The sequence below is a fragment of the Rhodococcus sp. FH8 genome (assembly GCF_019266085.1).
Classification (GTDB): Bacteria; Actinomycetota; Actinomycetes; order Mycobacteriales; family Mycobacteriaceae; genus Rhodococcus_F; species Rhodococcus_F qingshengii.
The window spans coordinates 46,010-67,147 of the sequence record NZ_LPNQ01000061.1; the positions used below are offsets into that span (position 1 = coordinate 46,010).

A 21,138-nucleotide genomic window follows, 5' to 3' on the forward strand; every position below is an offset into this window, starting at 1 on the left:
TGTCCGAGTTTTGGACAGTGTTCATCGCGGTTTCGGTATTCATCGCCGAGTTCAGGGTTCCACCATTCCGGCGAGGAATTCCACCAGCAGTCTCTTCGTGACCTCACGTGGCAGCGATTCCACTGCCGCGAGGACGGCCGCCATGTCCAAGGGAGAATCGGAAGAGCCCCGAGGATCCAGCCCCGCCGACGTCAACGCTGCCGCGACGGCGTCACTGGGCAACGCAAGAACATCGGCGACGGTGACATCGCCACGTTCGAATGCTCCGGCCAACTCTGCCAGGGCCGGCGGCGCCTCGGCTGCCGCCGAGCCGCGAACGTCGTCGGCACCGAGGACGAGTGCGCTGGTCAACTCGCCGAGCACAGATTCCGTCACCGGGGTGACGGTGAGGTGGGTTGTTCGAGGCAACGTCGTCCCGTCAGGTTGCGTCGACGCCGGCTGCCCTTGAAGGACGAAGCCGCGAGCACCGACAGCGCTCACCCAGCGATGCGGATCCACTCGCCGTTCGAGCGGCACGGAATCGTCGGTAGCGACCGCGAACAGTGGTCCCACCGGCGAGCCCACGACGCGAAGACCCTCGATTGCCTCGACCGTGCCGATCAGTGCACGAGTGGCCCGCTGCGCCCGGGACACCAATTCGGCGTACCCGGATTGCCCGAGGACTTGCGAAATCGCCCAAGCACCGGCAAGAGCAGCAACGGATTTGGAACCGAGAAGCGTGGGATTGACCACCGGGTACCCCGGCCAGTCCGTGAGTCCGAAATACTGCTTGCGATGCAGATCTCGCCCTCGGTGCAGCAGGACCGAAACGCCTTTGGGCGAGTATCCGTACTTGTGGAAATCGACCGACATGCTGGTGACCCCGGGCACCCGGAAATCCCAGGGTGGCAGATCACCCCACCACGGCAACGCAAGCCCACCGATGCAGGCGTCGACATGCAGTGGAATCGAATGTGCACGAGCAACTTCCGCGACATCGGCGATTGGGTCGAGCGCCGCGAACGGGTAGCTGGGCGCGGAGACGACGATCAAGACCGTGTCTTTCCGAACTGCCGTCGCAATATCTTGTGCGCCGACGCGCCCCGACGTGGGATCTACTGGTACCAGGAGCAGTTCCAGTCCGAGCAGGTGAGCTGCCTTGTGGAAAGCGGCATGCGCGGTGGTCGGAAGAACCAGCGAACCCTCACCCGGCGGGAGCCCACGGAAGTCGCGAGCTGCCTTGACGGCCAACACACAACTCTCCGTTCCGCCGCTGGTGACATTGCCGACGACTACGCCTCCGGCGTCTGTATCTGCGGCTGGGTCTGAAGCTCCATGGAGGAACTCGCGTGCGAACGCAACCAACTCACGCTCCATCACCGCGGTGGACGGGAACACCGTCGGGTCGAGACCGTTGACCGGCTGAACCAATCGAGCTGCGTCCGCTGCCAACTCGTCGAGCGCTGCGAGGCCGCTGTCGTACACGTACGACAGAACCCGGCCTCCGTGCGTCGGAGCGTCCTGCTCGCGAAGCGAACGCAACCGACTCAAGATGTCGGCCGCCCTCTTCTCGAGGTTTGCGCTCTCGACGATCTTGCCCTGAAGTTCCTCGGCCCGAGTGGAACTCATCGTTCACCTTTCGTTCTCGTGAGTGGATTCTTGTTCGGTGCGGTAATTCCGCAATACGACCAGGCTGATCGCAACCAGGATCGCCGGCACGACCGAGAAGCCGAGGGCAATTCCGGTCAGCGCCGATTCCGGTTGCACGACAGTCTCGCCCGCAGTTTTCGAGACGAAGCCGGTCACCGCGAGTACACCCAAGAACACCGCGGGTCCCAGGGCAAGGCCTGCGGTTTCCGCGGCGGTCCAGATGCCACTGAGCGAACCACCGCGTTGGCGCCCACCGATTCGCGCGTCGTCCTCGATGACGTCCGGAAGCATCGCCAGCGGGAACACCTGCATGCCGGCGTAGCCGACGCCGGCAAGCGCGACGGCACCGTAGATCCACGAACCCGCGTCGACAGCCGCAAGCGTCAACAACGCCGTGGCGACGACGAACAGAACCGAAGACACCACGTAACCGCGAAGCTTTCCGTACCGATGCGAGAACCGGTACCACAGCGGCATGACGACGAGAGCTGGTCCGACGAGTGCAACGAACAGACCGGTGAGCGCACCTTCGTTGCCCATCACATAGGTCGCCAGATATTGCGCATCCGCTAACATCACGGCGGTGGCAAGAGCTTGGAGCACGAAGACGCTGACCAGCAATCGGAACGCGCGGGTACGTTGTATCGCGTCGAACCCGTCCCGGTACTGCGAGAGCAACGAGCCGACCGGCGCGTCCGCGTGAGTCACCGTGTGGCGCGCGGCTCCGCGAACTGCCCAGATCATTGCCCCGCACATCAGCGCCGACACCCCGATCGCCATGACCAGATAACCGCGTGCTCCGCCTCCGGCAGCATCGCGGAGCTCGGGTCCGCCGGCGCCGATGACCAGAATTGTCAGGGCCAACACCGCAATTCGAACCGATACCAACCGAGTGCGCTCGTGGTAATCGCCGGTCAACTCGGTCGGCAACGCGATATATGGAACCTGAAAGAGGCTGTAGGCACTCGCCGCGAGCAGGAAGAAGACGAGCACCCACATCGCCCCGACTCCTGGGCCGGCCGACACCGGGGCCGAGAACGTGAGAATGAAGAGCAACGGCAGTCCCAGAGCGCCTGCGAGCATGAGTGGCACTCGCGTACCGGTTCGATGAGAGCTTCGGTCGCTGATCGACCCGATCAGCGGATCGATCAGGACGTCGGCGATTTTCGGGACAATGACCACAAGCGACGCGAGCGCCGCGGCAACGCCGAGCGTGTCGGTCAGGTAGTACGCCAGTACCAGACCTGGCAGAACACCGAATCCACCCGTACCGACACTTCCCGCTGCGTATCCGGCCACCACACCACGCGAAAGCCTGTCAGGCGATCTACCTTCACGAAGACGTACCGGTTTGTCTGTAGTCACCGTCCACACACTAATGTCACGACTCCGTACCGCGAGGGCAAAAGAATCCCGATGACCAGAAGTCGCTCACTCGGACGGGCCTGGCATGCCAGACTGTGACGCGATTCGCACACGAAACGAAGGTCTGAAGACGATGGTTGACCCACTGCGAGAGATCTGGCCTCCGTACGGAGTCACGATCACGTGTGGGCCCATCACCTTGCTCCCTGTGCGCGACGATCATTTCCCCGAACTCACTGCGCTGGTCCGAGCCGGCATTCACCCTGCCGAACAGATGCCGTTTCTCGTCCCCTGGACGGTGGGCACTCCCGACGAAGTGTCGCGAAGATTCATCCAATACCACTGGTCGGTCCGCGGAGCGATGACCATGACCGACTGGAAATTCGAAACAGCCATTGTCGTCGACGGAGAAATCGTCGGCTGCCAGGCGTTCGCCGCGACGGACTTTCCCAAAAGTCGTACCGGTGAAACCGGCTCGTGGATCGGACGCGGGTTCCAAGGCCGGGGTGTCGGCACTCTCGCCCGACAGGCAATCTGCGCATTCGCATTCGACTCTTTGGGTGCACGAAGCGTCGTGTCGTCGGCATTCACGGACAACCCCGCCTCGATCACGGTGTCCACCAAAGTCGGGTACCGCGCAGACGGCACAGTAGAGGAGTTGGCTGCCGACGGTCGCATGACCGTGCGTCGTCTCTTCACCCTCAGCCGCGAAGATTTTGTCGCACCGCCGTATCCCGTCGAAGTGACCGGCGTGCGCGCGTTCAAGACGATGCTCGGCATCGACTGAGCGAGCTCCCCGTGCACAGTGAGAACCGAGAGAGCAGCGACAACCGGAAGAACAGCGACAACCAGTAGAACAGTGACAACCGGTAGAACAGACACATGGAACCCTCCGACATGATGGCCGCAGTCACCTCGTCCATGCGCGACCGTACCGGGCGCACCCTCGAAGAATGGGTTGAGGCCGTACGGACGTCCGGGGTCGACCCGCTCGATCAGAACGAAGTGCGCAAGTGGCTGAAAGCAGAGCACGGTGTACCGCAGAATTCGCAGTGGGCAATTGCATTCGAGACTGCCGAACAGTCCGGATGGGTGGAGCCGACCGTCGAGCAATACATCGACCAGCAGTACAGCGGCCCGAAGGCAGCACTGCGGCCGATCTTCGATGAAGCCCGACGTCTGATCGAAGAACTCGGAACCGATGTTCGGGTCGAAGGCCGCGGAACCTACACGCCCTTCGTTCGCGCTCGCCAATTCGCCGCCATCGCAGCGGCCACCAAGGCCCGAGTCGACCTCGGACTACGTTTTGTCGAGGCCCCCGAATCCGAACTTCTTGTCCCGGCCAAAGCTCCCGGGCAGTCGACCCACAAGATCGGGCTCACCAGCACCGCAGACGTGAACGACGAAGTCGGATTGCTGACAGCGATCGCGTATCAACAGAACGGCCGGTAGGTCACTCACTCACCGCCACGCAAACGCTCACCGGCAGGCTGCACGAAAGTCCCTGTTCTCCTTGTCGGAGAACAGGGACTTTCTTCACCGCGGGGGAAGGTCGCTGCGACGTGTCAGCTCAGGCCGAAGAGCGCGCCGATGATGGTCCGAGCAGCCTCGAAGAGCGCGTCGACGGACGGAACACCGATTTCAGAGCTGATGGAAAAAAGGGAACCCAACATACGATCCTCCGGAGATAGTTTCTGAATGGCTTACTGCCACAAGGGAAATGCTACAGATTCTACTTGCGGAACTGAAGCAAGAGGACCACGGGAGTGACAATTCCGGACCAAAGTCCCGGCACGTTAGATCTACTGCACCCCAGTATGATTGCGATCCTTCGAATCCGAATCGACACCTTCGAGATAGCCGACGAGAACTTGGGCGACCTCCGCCAACACCTCAGTGCTCGACATTTCCGAGTGGGAGCAGTCGACCAGGTACGCCCGCAACGGCCCCACCAGTTCGGACCACCTTTCGACCAGGTGACGATGTTCAGGCAGATCATGCTGCGCCACAAACAGTTCCACTGACCCGAAATAGTGCCTCGGCGTGTGGTCCCGAACGATTCGCGACAGTTTTTCCACCCGACCCACTACGGATTCGAGTACCGTATCGGAAAGGAAATCCATACCGGTCTGCCTTCGGATCTCTGCCGCAACGTCTGTGAAAGTCAGTGCTGCAGTTTCAGTTTCAACCTCGGATAGCCCGATCTGCGCGAACAGTTCGGAAGGTTTCGGAGCCGCTTGTACCGATGGCATCATCTCCGGTAACAGCGCGTCGAGCATGAAAACCGAACCGACTAGATCGCCGGCCTCTTCGAGCTGGCTCGCCATCTCGAGCGCGATCGTTCCGCCGGCAGACCAACCCAGTAGATGGTATTCACCCGATGGCTGCACCGTCCGTACGGCATCGACGTACCCCGACGCCAACTCCGCCACCGTGCCTGGCAATTCACCTGCTCCCGTTGCCTGGATGCCGTACACCCGTCGACCCCGCAGCTGACCGACGAGTCCGGCGTAGCACCAGGCGATTCCGCTGACCGGATGCACACAGAACAACGGCGGCCGTTGGTCATCGGGGTCGCCGCCGAGCATGACGACCGTGTCCAGCGGATCCGAACGAAGCGAATCACCCTCGAAGACATCGGCATGAACGAGATCCATCCGAGAGGCAAGCTCCGCCACAGTTCGGTCGGTGAAGATCCATTGAACCGGGAATTCCCTGTTAAGGCTCTCACGCAAGCGCGTCGCCACTCGAACTGCACCCATCGATGTCCCGCCGAGCTCGAAGAAGTCGTCGTAGCGGCCGACCGATTTCGCGCCGGTCACGCCCTCGAATGCCTGTGCCACGTGACGTTCGGTATCCGAGATGGGTCGATCCACACTCGACCCTGGCTGCGGTGAAGGAGCAGGAAGTGCCGCTGCGTCTATCTTCCCCGAAGCGAGCAACGGTACCTCGCCCACTATCGTCACCGACGAAGGCAGCAGGTGCTTCGGCAGCAGGCCGGAGACGAACCCGCGAAGCTCCGATTCCGTCGCCGAACCGTTTTCCGCCAGCGTTACGTACGACCGGAGTTCAGCGGCTCCGTGCCCGTCGTCACAGACGACGGTTACCGAGAAGGCCACTGCTCCATGGCTTGACAGGGCCGCGTCGACCTCCGCCGGTTCCACGCGGACACCCCGCACCTTCACCTGCGCGTCGTTGCGACCCAGGTACTCGAGCGCTCGGTCGTGACGCCTACGACGCACGAGGTCACCCGTGCGATACATCCGAGTCCCCACCGCATGAGGATTGGCAACAAAGCGCTCGGACGTCAGAGCCGGGGAAGCGACGTACCCCCGTGCCACATTCTCACCGGCGAGGAACAGTTCTCCCGCAACGCCATCCGGAACCGGTCGGAGCCTCTGATCGAGAACAAATGCTGTCGTACCAGGGACTGGAGTGCCGACAGTGACGTCCGCGTCAGTGATCCGTGCGGAAATCGATGCCGCGATCGTTGATTCGGTCGGTCCGTATCCGTTGACGATGCGATGTCGGGGTGACCACGCCGACGCAAGGCGCGCAGAGAGCGGCTCCCCCATCGATTCGACGATCAACGGTTGCACTGCATCCGGATCGACTGTCGCCAGGACCGTCGGCGTCACGATCAGATGTGTTACGTCGGCGGCTATCAGCAGATTCGTGAGTTCTTCTCCCCCGTAGACGAAGTCGGGAGTCAGAATCAGCGTTCCACACCCTGCAGCCGCGAGAAGGATCTCGATCACCGACGCGTCGAAGGTCGACGACGCCAATTGCAGGACTCGGGGGCCACGCTCGAGCTCGGCGATCTCGGCGTGTGCGGTGCAGACGTTCATGATTCCGCGGTGTGAAACCTCCACGCCCTTGGGTCTTCCCGTGGAACCCGACGTGTAGATGACGTAGGCGAGGTTGTCGGGGTGAGCCGGCGTTGCCGATACCTCGGCAGCGCCACCAGCAGTGCAGGATTCGTCCATCGCCACCCACTCGACGCACTCGGGCAAACTCTCGGATGCACCTCCCGCTGTCAAACCGACAACCGAACCGCATTCCTCGACCATCGTCTGCCGGCGCGCTGTCGGCAGCGCCGGATCGAGCGACAGCCACGCTGCGCCTGCACGCGCTACTGCCCACAACGCAACGATCCACAGATGCCCGCGCCCGAGCGCAACGGCCACCACGTCGTCGGGTCCGATTCCTCGGACCACCAACTCGCGTGTCCAGTGCGACGACTCCTCGTGCAGGTCGCGGTAAGTCCAGCGTCTGCCGTTCTCTTCCAGCGCGACGCCGTCGGGCGCCTGACGCAGAGCGCGTTCGAAAATGTCGGCAATCGTCAGAGGTTCGACGTGGCGAGGATTCGCAGCAGTCAGCGCCGAGCGTTCGAGTCCGGACAGCAGTTCGATCTCCCCGATCACAATCTCGGGTTCCGCGGTCACTGATTCGGCGATACGTCTCACCCGCTGCATGAACAGTTCCGCGGTCGACTCGCGGAACTTGTCCGTCGCATACAGCAATCGAATAGTCAGACTGTCACCGGTGTCGACCAGGTCCCACGTCAAGTCGTAACCAGTCGACGCCCCTGAATTGTCGATGTCGAAGACGGTAATGCCGTCGATCTGCGGCAACTCCAGCGCTCGCCGGTACGCCAGCATGACCGTGAACAGCGGATGCTCGTTCATCCTGCGCGGCGGATCGACCTTCGCAACGACGTCGTCGAACGAGACGTCCGCGTTCGCCATTGCTTCCAGATCGACACGGCGAACCTCGTCCAGAACAGCAGCGAAGCGATCGGTGGAGTTGATCCTCGTGCGCAATGCAACAGTACCCACCATCATTCCGGCGACGCTCAGCAGCGCCGGATCGTTCCGCAGACTCACAGCTGCTCCCACCACGACGTCGTCCGTGACGCACTCGCGAGCGAGCAGCACGGCGATCACGCTGTGGACGACCATGAATACCGTGACGCCATGCGAACGAGCCAACGCCGACAACGCGTCGTAGCTGGCGCCATCGAGGACTTCCGTCACCATCTCCTCGGATCGTGAAGACACGGGACTCCGGGGGTTGTCGACGGGTAGAGCCAACACATCCTCGACGCCACAAAGTGCGTCCGACCAATAGTCGAGTTGCCGGTGAGCCATGCTGAGAGAATCCTCGGGGTCACCCAAGCTCTCTCTCGCCCAGTAACTGTAGTCGCCGTAGCTGATCTCCCCCGACGAGCGATCCCAGGGAAGACCTGCCGACCTGGCCTGGAAGGCTGCCACGAAATCGGTCAGGATCGGGCCCATCGACGCTCCGTCGATCGCGATGTGGTGAACAACGATGACCAGGACCGTCAGTCCTGCAGAGTCGACTCCTGCCTTTTCGGCGAACACACGCACACGGAACGGAACATCTCGTTCGAGATCGAACGGCACAGTCGCGAATGCCGAAGCGCTCGCACGGATATCGCCGACGTGTACCGCAGTGAGATCGAATGCAACAGAGTCCATTTCAAGTTGTTGCGGACCGAATTCACCCGGAACACAGACAGTTCGCAAAACGGCATGGTGATCGACGACGTCGCCGAGCGCGCTGCTCAAGACCGAACGATCGACGTCGTCTGCCAGGACCGCTGCAAACGTCAGGTTGTACGCAGTCGATTCCGGCTGAAGCTGATTGATCAGCCAGAGTCGTTGTTGCGAGGGCGCCAGCGGGGCCGGCTTGCCGGGATCACGTCGAGTCAGTTCGCGGCGTTTGCCATCGGACGCGCTCGCCGACAGCCACTGAGACATCGCTCGCGGCGACGGATTGTCGAAGACGGCGCGAACAGGCACATCTCGCGCGAAGATCGAGGCGAGTCGACCTGCCACCGCTGCCGCGGCCAACGAATCACCACCTGATTCGAACAGGTTGTGCAGAGCGCCGAAACTTCCGGACACGTGTTCCGACATGACAGCGGTGACGAGTTCCTCCGAAACCGTCACTGCTGCATCGGGCGCCTGGCTCTCGAACACATGGCGCCGCAACGCATCTGCGTCCAGTTTTCCGTTCGTCGTGAGCGGGATCAACTCCAATACGACCACGCGGCCGGGCATCAGATACGCAGGCAACATCGCGGCCAACTCGATTGTCAGCTGATCCGCCTCCACACCATCGCCGACCGCGCACGCAACGGCGATGTCGTCGACGAGGACAACCGCCGCAGCCTCGACGCCCGTGCACCGACGCAGAGCTGATTCGATTTCGGCGGGCTCGACGCGGATTCCTCGCACGCTCATCTGACGGTCGGAGCGTCCGACGAATCCGAGCCTGTCATCCGTGCGGCGATGAACCAGATCACCGGTCCGATAACGGCGGTGCCCACCGGGTGCTGCGATGAACGACGTGGCGGTGCCGGCAGGATCTCCGGCATAGCCCATCGCAAGCCCGGGCCCGCTGACGTACAACTCACCGATCCCGGCCCACGGCACCGGACGCAGTCGCGTATCGAGCACCTCTGCACCGATTCCGGCGAGCGGGACTCCGATGGTGACCCGATGATCCACCTCGGCGACAGTGGTGACCACCGTGCATTCCGTCGGTCCGTACGCATTGAGCATTCGCGCGCGGCGACTCCACGCACGCGCGGTGGAAGGTGAGAGCACATCGCCACCGACTGCCACCACCTCGAGCGAATCGAACCGCTCTGGAGCCATCGTGTCGAGTACGGCTGGAGTGGACAACATGTGAGTGACGCCGCGTTCTGCGACGAATTCTTCGAGTGCCCTTCCGCCGAAAGCCTCCCGAGGAGCGACCGCCAAGGTAGCCCCGGCGCCGATCGCCAACATCATCTCGAGGATTGCTGCATCGAACGTCGGTTTGTAACCGTGCAGCACAACCGAGTCCGAGGTCACGCCGTACTTGCGGACAGCATCGTCGGTCAGCAGGCCCAGTCCTCGGTGGGTGACTGCAACGCCTTTCGGTTCACCGGTCGACCCGGACGTGTGAACAACGTACGCGACTGAATCCGGATACTGCCGACCGGGAACAGGGCTGCGATCGGAGAGGACTGTGCGCAGCTGCTTCAGACGTGCCGGTGGCAGGTCGGGGTCGATCGGCACGAATGCCGCTCCCGTTTTCGAGATCGCCAACATTCGGACCAGGTACGCGATAGTCCGCACCGCCGGAATCTCGTACACGGCACCCGGTCCTGCTCCCCGAGCCACCAGTTCCCAGGCTTGGGCATCCGAGGCAGAGTCGAGTTCGGCATACGTCACCGTGCGGTGTCCGTCGTCGAGAGCAATGTTGTTCGGGAATCGCGCCGCGGTGGCGGCGAAGATCTCGGTCAGCGTGCGGGACGAATCGACCTCGGCAGCAGTCCAACTGGGCGCCGCGCCCACCGCGAGATCCGAAACGAGTACTGGCACATCCTCGGCAATCGAGGTGAGCACTCTCGACAGCTGTCGGGTAACGGCGTCGGCGCTCGAAGGATCGAATGCGCTCGCGGCATAGATGAGCGCTCCGGTCAATGAACCGTCGACAGCGGGTGCGAGCGAGACATGCATGGGGAACTTCGTTGTCGCGGTCTCGATTTCGCGAGCCTCGATCGTGAGACCGGAAACCTCCACGGCAGGGATCGCGAAGTTCTGCAGACCCAGCGCAATCTGGGGAGTTCGTCCACCGAGCAGCTCACCAACCAATTCGGCAGGAACAGAGCTGTTTTCGAACGCTGCCACATCAGCATCGAAAGCTGCACCCAACAGAAGATCGATCGGCACGTCCCCGTCGATCCGAAGGCGAAGAGGCACCGTATCCACGAACATGCCGACCACGCCGTCGAGCTGAGGCGCCCGCCGTCCGTCGACAGCTGTGGCGATCACGACGTCGGGATTTCCACTCAGCTTGGCAAGCACCACCGACAACGCCGCATGAACTACCGCGAACAGCGAGACCTTCAATCGGTCGGCTCGCGCCTGCAGTGCCGAGGTGATGACGGCTGGTATCACGAAGTTCACTCGCTGCGCTAGGGTATCCGGCCCGCCATCGGAGTGATCCACCGTCAGCGGAGACACAGATGTCACACCGTCGAGCGTTCGGCGCCAGAACTGCTCGACGCCAGGGGAAACGTCACGTGCTGCCTCCCACGCGGCAAAATCCCCGTACTGGATCGGCAACGGAGACCATTGCGAATCCAGTCCAGCTCGTCGCTTGCCGTACGCGGTCAGCAGGTCGCCGACCACCGTTCGCATCGACACCCCGTCGACTGCGATGTGATGAAAGCTCACTGCCAGAACGTGCCGGACCGGTGACACCTGGAGCAGCATCCAGCGCACCGGCAGGTCTGCCGCTACATCGAAACCGCGCGAGCCGAACTCTCGCAGCAGCACCTCGACCTCGATGTCGGCGACCAGCCGCGTTTCCATTGTCACAGAGGTCGGAGGTTCCACGACCTGAACCGGTGGAGTGCCCGGATACCGGGTTCTGAGGACGTCATGACGACCGACAAGATCCGTCGCTGCCTGACGCAGCGCGGCCGCGTCGAGTTCACCGTCGATCTCGATGCAGATCGGCAGGTTGTACGCACCGCTCGCTGTGTTCCGCTGATTCAGTACCCACATCGCACGCTGGTTTCGTGACAGGGGTGCGGGCGTGGGATCGCGGCGCGGTTCCAGTCGGACAAGATCGGTCACCGAGTCGTTCTGCTCGAGCGAATCGAGCCGGGCTGCCAACGCCGCAACTGTTGAATGCTCGAATACGGTCCTGAGCGGAACAACCAGCCCCAGAGTACTACTCAGGAGCGAGGTAACCTCCGCGGCCGACAGCGAGTTGCCCCCGAGCGAGAAGAAGTCTGCGTCGCGGTCGTCCTCATTCCCACCGAGGACGGAACCAAAAGCTCCGGCTACAACACGTTCGGTGGCGGTGGCCGGCCCCTCTGCACGGGAAGCATCCAGTGTCGGAGACGGGAGACGGGCGAAGTCGACCTTGCCGTTCCGCATCGGAAGCTCGCCCTCGATGTCGACGATGGCATGCGGAACCATGTACGTCGGAAGGACTTCTGCGACGGCAGCGCGAAGTTGACCAGTGTCAACTCTTTCGGCACCTGAACTTCTCACGTAGGCGACCAACAGAGGACTTCCACCTTCGGCCGACCGAACCCCGACGACACAGAAGTCGACGTTCGCGACAGACTGAATGACTGCCTCGATCTCACCCGGTTCGATCCGGACTCCGTTGACCTTCACCTGCACGTCAGTTCGCCCGAGATAATGCAGGCGATACGTATTTCCCTCGGATTTGGGGCTTTGCGGCTTCCACATCACCAGATCGCCCGTCCGGTACATCCGGGCGCCTGAACCGGTTGCCACGAATCGTTCCGCAGTTCGGGCCGGTTGGCCGGCGTAACCGCGAGCGAGCATTCGACCTGAGAGATACAGTTCGCCGGCGACTCCCGGCGGCACCGGTTCGAGTCGATCATCGAGCACGACGGCGTCGACCCCGGCCAGTGGATACCCGATCGATCCGTCGTGAGTGTCACCCGACAGTTGTTCGATCGACAGTGGTTCGGTAGCAAGCGAATACATCGTCGACTCGGCAGGTCCGTATCCGTTGATGACTCGGCGTCCGGCTTGCCAGCGCTTCGCCAACGCGCCGCCGAGTCGCTCGCCCCCGAACATCACCGTGGAAAGGTCCGGCAGCGAAGGATCGCCGATCGAGGCGACGACAGTAGGTGTGGCGCACAGATGAGTAATTCGCTCGCGCCTCAGTGCTGATGCGAGTCCCGAGCCGAACAGTTCTTCGTTCTTCGCCAGAACGAGCGTGGCCCCGGACGCACTCGCGATGAGCACCTCGAGCAACGTCATGTCGAATCCTGGCGCTCCGCGATGGAATACGCGACAACCTGGCCCAGCCGAGAATCGACCGGGCAGGTCTTCGGCGATCACACCGAGCCCGCCGTTGGTCACGACCACAGCCTTGGGGGTTCCGGTCGTTCCTGACGTGAAAACTACGTAGGCCGCCAGGTTCTCGGAATATTCGCGCACCGAGTCGGTGACTTTCTCACCACCAGCGTCTTCAGCACCAGCGTCTTCACCACCAGCGTTGCGGCCGCCGATCGCTCCGGTGCCCAGTGTTTCGAGGACATCGCGTACTCGCGCCTGCGGCTGTTCCGGGTCCGTCAATGCCGGAGCTGCACCGACCTTCGCGATTGCCCACAGTTGCACGATCGACGCAATCGACCGATCTGCAGTCCAAGCAGCGACCTGGTCGACTCCAACTCCCCGGGAGCGCAACTCGTCGGCTGCGACATCCGACTGGGCATCGAGTTCCCGGTAAGTCAGTGTGTTGCCCTCACCCTCGACCGCCACAGCGTCCGGGGCGGATTCGACGCCGAAGCGCAGCATGGAGGCAAGTGTCGCACCGGAAAGTCGAGATCGATCAGGCCTGTCGACCGCGCCGTGTGCGGGGACGAGAAGAGCTCGTTCCGCACTGTCCAACAGGTCGATTTGCCCTACGGTGACATTCGGGTCGACAGACACTTGATTCAGGAAGCGCTCGAACCGGCCCGCAAAGCTCGATACCGTCAGATCATCGAATAGATCAGCGTTGTAGACGAATTCGAGACCGAGTTCGCCCCCGACCCCCTCGTCCGTGACGTTGACCTGCAGATCGAAATTTGCGTGCCTGACTTCAGGAGCAATCTGTGTGATGTCCAGCCCTGGTATCGACCACGCGGCGGTCTCAGCAGTTCGGAACGAGAGCGCCACCTGGAACAACGGATGTCGCGAACGCGATCGCGATGGGTCGATCAGATCGACCAGCGATTCGAAGGGCATCTCTGCGTGCGCGAACGCCGCTACGTCACGCTGACGAACCTGCTCGACCAACCGGCCGAACGAGTTCGACGGATCGACTTCGGTTCGAAGAACAATCGTGCCGGCAAACATGCCGACCAGCTCGTCGAGTTCAGGTGTGACGCGTCCGGACACAACAGTGCCGACAGCTACGTCATTGCTACCGTTGTACCTCGCCAACAGCGCCGCGAGAGCGGCGTGGACAACCATGAACATGGTCGCGTTGTTCGATCGTGCGAGTGTCTGAAGGCCCGTTCGTACCGAACCTGAGATCTCCACCCGACAGCTCGACGCACGGGCGGACGTCGAACGTGGACGATCGAGGGGAAGCGTCACCTGCTCGGGAAGTCCTTCGAGAGCCTGCATCCAGTAGCTGCGTACCGTCTCGGGAATCCCCGATTCCCTTTGCCATGCACTGTAATCGGAGTATTCGAGCGCGAGCGGCGACCACTGCGGAGCGTGCTGCGCCGAGCGGGCGATGTACGCCGCAGTGAAGTCGCGGACCAACAATTCGAGCGATCGAGCGTCGGCGGCAACGTGATGGACGACGACAGCCAGGATGTGCTCGACGGGTGAAACCTGGAGAAGTGCCGCACGTACGGGCGGATCAACGGTGACATCGAAGCCCGAACCCACCAGTACTGCTACACAATTCTCGGCGTCGCCGCCGTCGAGTGCCTCGAGCTGAAAGGCCGGAAGCGCATCCTCGGCGTCGAGCACCGTCTGAACCGGGCCGCCGCCGACAACCGGATACACGGTCCGCAGAGTGCGATGGCGATTGATCACGTCACGAATTGCCAGTTCGGCCGCAACCACGTCCAGCTCGCCTGCCAAGCGCAGCACGATCGGGATGTTGTATCCGGCGGAGTCTGTATCCAACTGATTCAGAATCCACATTCGATGCTGGGAAGCTGACAGGTGCACTTCCGTGTTGTCCGAACGAGGCCCCAAGGACACGTCAGACGCGTGCTCCGCGCCGGTTCGCCCTACACCTATCCGCGCAGCAGCGATGTCTGCGAGCTGATCGACGGATGGGTGCTCGAACACATCGCGGACGTCGAGGTTGCAGCCCAGGGCGGAGTTCAGACGCGACGAAAGACGAGTGGCGATCAAGGAATTGGCGCCTTGATCGAAGAGGTTCCGGACCGGATCGACATGCGGAACTTCCATCAAATCGCTCAGAATAGCTGCGACTGTCTGCTCGAAGAAGTCTCGCGACTGCCGAGTCGGCTGCGTGAGAGACACCGGGGTCGGCAACGATGCTCGGTCGATTTTGCCGTTGATCGTGACCGGTAATGACGCGAGCGCCATCAAAGCCGACGGAACCATGTGCGCGGGCAGCAACGAACGAGCAGTCCGCAAGACGCCGTCGAGGTCGTGTCCGCTCCCCGGGGTGATGTAACCGACCAAAGTCGGCCCGCTGTCGAGTTCTCTCACCACTACCGCGGCCTGCTCCACCGACGTGTGAGCCAACAGCGCGGATTCGACCTCGCCCGGTTCGATGCGGTAACCGCGCAGTGCCATCTGACCGTCGGCGCGGCGAACATATTCGAGTCGGCCGGCTCGCCAACGGACCAGATCGCCGCTGCGGTACATCCGTGATCCATCGAATCCGGGTTCAGGCACGAATCGCGAAGACGTCATCGCGGGTCGACCCAAGTAGCCTTCGGCCACCTGCGGACCCGCAACATACAGTTCGCCGACAGATCCCGGAGGGACGGGCTTCAACGACGCGTCCAGTACGTAGCTGCGCAACCCTGGTAGTGGGGACCCGATCGGCGAGACAGTCTCGTCACCGGGGACAAGATCGAAACTGGTGACATGGACTGTGGTTTCGGTGATTCCGAACATGTTGACGCCCCGCACGTCCGGGTGCCGATCGAACCAAGCCTCCACGCGGCCGGCGTCGAGGCGATCACCGCCGAAAACAATCGTCCGGAGCGGAAGCAGCATTTCCTGCGTGACTTCCGCCAACGCATAGAAGGCGGCCGGGGTCTGATTGAGAACGGTCACTCGTTCCCGCACAATCAGATCCGCGAATCTTTCGGGTGAGCGCGCGACATCACCGTCCACGATCACGAGGGATCCGCCAGTGGTCAACGAACCCCACATCTCCCAGACCGAGAAGTCGAATGCGTACGAATGAAACATCGTCCATACATCTTCGGCGTTGAAGTCGAAGATCTCTCGGGTCGAGGCGAGCAGCGCCAACACGTTGTCCTGAGACACCACTACGCCTTTGGGAGCTCCGGTCGATCCGGAAGTGTAGATCACGTAGGCGGCGGACTCCGACTGTGCAACGGGCCAGTCGGCCGTAGCGTCCGTCGTCTCGTCCACGAAGATGACAAGTTGCTCGTACCCAACGAACCGCCCAGCAGATTCGTCCGTCGACAGAATCGCTTTCGGGCCTGCATCGGCAAGTACGTAGTGGATACGAGCGTCGGGATACTGCAAGTCGATCGGTACGTACGTCGCGCCCGCGCGAACGACAGCGATGATGGCTACGACGAGGTCGACCGATCGAGGCAGGGCGACCGCCACGCGATCACCGACTCGAATTCCTCGATCGATCAAGACAGCGGCAAGGCCCTCCGAACGAACTCGCACCTCTTCATAGGTGACGCGAGTATCGCCACTCGACACCGCGATTGCATTCGGATGCCGGGCTGCGACGGCCCCGAAGAGGTCAGGCAGCGACTGCGCGACAATCGACGGCGCCGGCACCCGAGCCGACAATTCTTCGCGTTCCGCAACACTGAGAACATCGATGTCACGCAGCATGATTGACGAGTTCTCGGTAATCGAGCCACACACTCGACGAAGCCGCTCGACCCAGCTCTGCACGGTGCCTGCATCGAACAGATCGGCGGCATATCGGAAAGTGCCGCGAACACCGCTCGCGTCGCCGTCAATCGTACGATCCTCGCGCACCGTCACTTCGAGGTCGAAGCGAGGGTGCACGGGGGGTAGCGGAGTGCCGTGCGCCGTCAGAGTTCCCATCGCGATCTCGGAGTCGGGCGCTACCGGATCGACAGCGAGAACAACTCGGAGGAAAGAATTCTTCTCACCTACGCCCCCATCGACCGCACGGTCGACCACCCAGTCGAACGGGACGTCGGCATTGGACAGGGCCGCCACATCAACCTCGCGCACCCGAGTCAAGAACTCACCGAACGTGTCTCCGCCGCGAAGGAGCGTTCGCAGCGCGACGGTCCCGACGAACATACCGACGACACCGTCGAACGAAGGATGCGTTCGTCCGGAGGTCGGGGTCCCGATGACCACATCGGACGCACCGGTGATCTTGCTCAGTGCGATCGCAAGGCAAGCGTGCAACACCATGAAGGTTGTGCAGTCGTGCGCGCGAGCGATCTCGTTCAGCGCCGCATGGATAGGTGAGGGCAACTCGAACGTCACGTCCCGAGCCGACGACGGTTGGTCCGGCCGGCGGGATCTGTCCACGGGAAGCACCAGAGTCGGATCAACACCGGCGAGTGTGTCGGACCAGAATTCCAGCTGGCGTCCTGCCAAGCTCTGTGGATCCGCGGGATCACCGAGAATGGTTCTGTGCCAAGCGGAATAGTCGCGGTAGTCGAGAGCGGGCGAAGGCCAGATCGGCGACCGTCCGTCGGCGCGAGCGTCGTACGCCGCGATGAGGTCCGAGACGATCGTCGCGAACGAAAGGCCGTCCAGGGCGATGTGATGGGCAACCACGGTCATGCGGTGGTCGGCATCGCTGCCGGAGGCGAGGATCAAGCGAAGAGGCGCATCGGTCGCCAGGTCGAAACCCGCCGCAACCAAATCCGCTGACGCAGCCTCGTAATCCTCGGACGCAACCTCGATCAGAGTCACCGGAGTCGCGGTCGCAACCTGGATCGGCCACGCGTCGTGATTCTGGTCGAACGAGAAAACAGTACGCAAGACGAGATGGCGATCGGTCAGGTCACCTACCGCCATCCTCATCGCCTCGATATCCAGAGCACCACTGAACGCGACCTCGAACGCAATGTTGTACGCCGACGACTGGGGATCCAAACGGTTCAGTAACCATAGGCGTTGTTGCGCCGGTGCGATTTCCACGACGAGGTCGTCCGAAATGCGCTGGGGTTCCTCCACCCACTCCGCCCGCCCCGCACGGATCACCCGGGCCAGGCGCGCCGGCGTCGGGGCACCGAACACATCCCTCACACCAACCCGTCTTCCGAGGGCGGAACTCACTCGCGCGGCGACATACACGGCGTCGAGTGAACTACCGCCCCAGGCGAACAAGTCGGAGTGCGGTCCGAGAACTCCGACGCCGAGGACCTCGGCCATCACCGAGGCAATCAATTCCTCGTCGTACTCGATCGGACGGTTGACCGCCGCGCGCTGCTCGGCCGGCGCGGACGACGCCAGTTCGGGGAGCGCTGAACGGTCAGTCTTTCCATGGCTCGTGACGGGCAATGCTGCCAAAATAGTCACCGAACTCGGCAGCATGGAACGAGGAAGTCGGGAAGCCAGATGATCGAGCACCATCGTCTGGCTCAACGGATGAGCTGCACCTTCGGCCACGGTCACATACGCCGCAAGCGACCCGGATCGCTCGACCACCGCTGCTTGCGCAACGCCGGGAGTCGACAGGAGCACAGCCTCGATCTCGCCCAGTTCGACGCGTACTCCACGGATCTTGACTTGTTGATCAGAGCGACCCAAGAACTCGAGTTGACCGGCATCGTTCCATCGCACGACATCCCCGGTGCGGTACATGCGCTCGCCGGCACCAGTGGCACCAAAGGGCGCAGCGACAAAATGCTCCGCGGTGAGCGTCGGAGAAAGGTACCCTCGCGCCAGTCCGTGTCCCATCACGTACAGCTCCCCCGCGGCGCCGACCGGAGTGGGCAGCAACGACGAATCCAACACCACAGCGGAAACGCCGTCGATCGGGCGCCCGATCGGAGTATCACCACCAGGCGCGAGCGGCTCGCTCATGAATGCCGCGACGGTTGCTTCACTGGGCCCGTACGAATTCACGATGTCGACGTGACTCGACCACGCATCCACGAGCGCCACCGGCGGTCGCTCGCCACCGACGTTCAACACTCGAAGATCCGGCAGTTTCCGAGGATCCATCGTCAGCGGAACCGATGGCGTCGAGTTCAGGTGCGTGACACCTTCGAGCCGCAAATAGTCTTCGAGGTCCACTCCGCCGATCAATCCGGGAGGAACGATCACTGCGGTCGCGCCGCAGCCGTGCGCAAGCAGAATCTCGAGGATCGCCACGTCGAACGATGTGTTTGCAAGGAGCGCGACGCGGGAGGAACTATCGATGTTCAGACGCCGTGCGTGAGAACGCAGCAACGGCACAATGCCTCGGTGCGTGACCGCGACACCCTTCGGTCGCCCGGTAGAACCAGAGGTGTAGACCACGTAGGCGGTGTCGTCCAGAGACAGGTCGGCGATAGATGAACCCGCCCCCACGCGTCGATCCACCGGCCCTTCGACGGTCTCGTCGCCACTGGGATCAACGACGCACACCCAAGCCGGCACGTCCACGAGTTCGCCACCGACCACAACCGACACGTCGGCGTCGTCGAGAATGAAAGCGACACGCTCGGAGGGTGTTTGAGGATCCACGTAAAGAAGGACAGCACCAGCCCGCACTACCGCGTGGAATGCAACTACGGAATCGGTCGAGCGCTCGGTGAGGATCCCGACGACGTCGCCTCGTCCGACTCCGTTCTCCACGAGCAAGGCGCAGAGTGCATCCGCGCGAGCGCCGAGCTGGTCGTAAGTGACGTCCACACCTTGCTCGCGGATCGCGACAGCACTCCCCTGCCCTGCGCCGCCTCTGATGACCGAATCGAGCGTCGCGAATCCGTCCGTCCGCGGACCCAGCGCAGGGACCAGATCCTTCACTTCGTCCGTCGAGAGGATGCGGAGGTCACCGAGCGCACGGGTAGCCGAGTCGAGGAACCCCTCGAGTAGCCGAACGAACTGACGATGATGCATCGCCAGGTCACGTTCGCTGTAGAGGTGCGGATTGGCTTCGAAGGACAGGCGAACGTTCTCCCCCGCGATCGACGGATAGATGCTGAAGAACAGGTCTTCGGTGGGGCCGGATGTGAGGACGTGAAACTCGCCGACGACGTCGCCGAGCCGAATGGCTTCGTGAAACATCATGACGTTCACGGCCGGGCCCGCCGCCTCACGGGATCCGCCCTGACCCTCCTGGAAGCCCATGTCCTCGTAGCGGAATCGCTGGTGGCGTAGTGCACCGGTCATCTGAACCGAGATCTGACGCACCAGTTCTCGTGGCGACAGATCCCGTTCGAGTTGCGCACGAACAGGCACGATGTTGGACAGCATCCCACCTGAACGTTTCGACGTCGCCGTGGTGCGGCCGGACACCGGCAAGCTGAGGACTACGTCATCGGAATCAGTCATGCGACCGAGATAGGACGCGAATGCACCGACGAGGACCGCCACCTCGGAGGTAGTCCACTCGGTCGCGACATCCGAAAGCTGTTTTGCAAGAGTTGGATTCAGTGTCCGCACCATCATGCGCTGCGGCATGGACGTCAGGCCGGCGCCGTCGGCGAGGCGAACCGGGCGGGGCAGGCCTTCGGACATCTCCGTCCAGTACTGCTCGTCCGATCGATACCGCGACGAGGATCGGTAATCGACGTCGAGGTCATGCAGTGCACGTACCCCGAGACCACCGAAAGGAGTCAGCGTCTTGCCATGAACCAGATGCGAATAGCGCTCGGCCACCCGAGCGGTGAGTGTCATCGCCGCATGTCCGTCGAGCACGAGGTGATGGGCGTGCGAGTACCAGTAGTAGTGCTCATCTGCCAGGTGAAGCAAGGTTGCCGAGATCAGGCGGTCAGACATCACGTCAAGTGGCCGTGAGTATTCCGCTGTCATCCACTCGTTCGCGCGCTGAACCGGGTCGCGGTCGCTGCGTAAGTCGAGGTATGCGAGATCGTCGACGATCGAATGATCGACGACCTGTGCCGGCTCGGCATCGGTAGCGACGAGGCGAACGAACGGCGACTCCAATTCATGACATGCCGTGTTCGTTGCCTCGATCAGCGCGTCGACGTCAACCGGTCCGCGTAGTTCCACGTACTGAGCCACCACGAACGGAGTTGACGGACTCAATTGCTGCGCGAACCACAGCGCGAGCTGAGCCCGAGACAACGGAAAAGCACTCAACCCGTCACCTCACATTTCACCAGCCTTGTTTTTCACGAACGTTCGGTGGCTGATCACGTGAATCCATGGGAGCGAACACCACGAACGGCCGAACCGAACCCTACTGTCTCGTCTAAGTTTTCACCACTGG

5 protein-coding genes are annotated in these 21,138 nt (G+C 62.4%); 2 read left to right on the forward strand and 3 right to left on the reverse strand.

What is annotated here, in order from left to right:
• Positions 1 to 51 precede the first annotated feature (51 nt).
• Together ATN38_RS11760 and ATN38_RS11765 are read right to left on the reverse strand one after the other, a co-directional pair.
• Entirely contained in the window at positions 52 to 1,608 is a 1,557-nt protein-coding gene (locus ATN38_RS11760) for an aminotransferase class V-fold PLP-dependent enzyme (RefSeq protein ID WP_218748044.1), read from the reverse strand.
• A gap of 3 nt (positions 1,609 to 1,611) precedes the next feature.
• On the reverse strand, positions 1,612 to 3,003 hold the full coding sequence (locus ATN38_RS11765) for an MFS transporter (protein ID WP_218748046.1): 1,392 nt from the start codon (positions 3,001 to 3,003) through the stop codon (positions 1,612 to 1,614).
• A gap of 124 nt (positions 3,004 to 3,127) precedes the next feature.
• On the opposite strand from ATN38_RS11765, the gene ATN38_RS11770 reads away from it, so the two are divergent.
• Complete coding sequence (locus ATN38_RS11770) at positions 3,128 to 3,781, forward strand: GNAT family N-acetyltransferase (protein WP_175280132.1); 654 nt, start codon at positions 3,128 to 3,130, stop codon at positions 3,779 to 3,781.
• A gap of 95 nt (positions 3,782 to 3,876) precedes the next feature.
• A complete protein-coding gene (locus ATN38_RS11775) occupies positions 3,877 to 4,446 on the forward strand; it encodes a DUF5655 domain-containing protein (protein WP_073513049.1) in 570 nt (189 codons plus the stop codon).
• Positions 4,447 to 4,796: 350 nt separating this feature from the next.
• On the opposite strand, the gene ATN38_RS11780 is transcribed toward ATN38_RS11775, so the two are convergent.
• On the reverse strand, positions 4,797 to 21,008 hold the full coding sequence (locus ATN38_RS11780; RefSeq protein ID WP_218748048.1) for a non-ribosomal peptide synthetase: 16,212 nt from the start codon (positions 21,006 to 21,008) through the stop codon (positions 4,797 to 4,799).
• Positions 21,009 to 21,138: the final 130 nt, after the last annotated feature.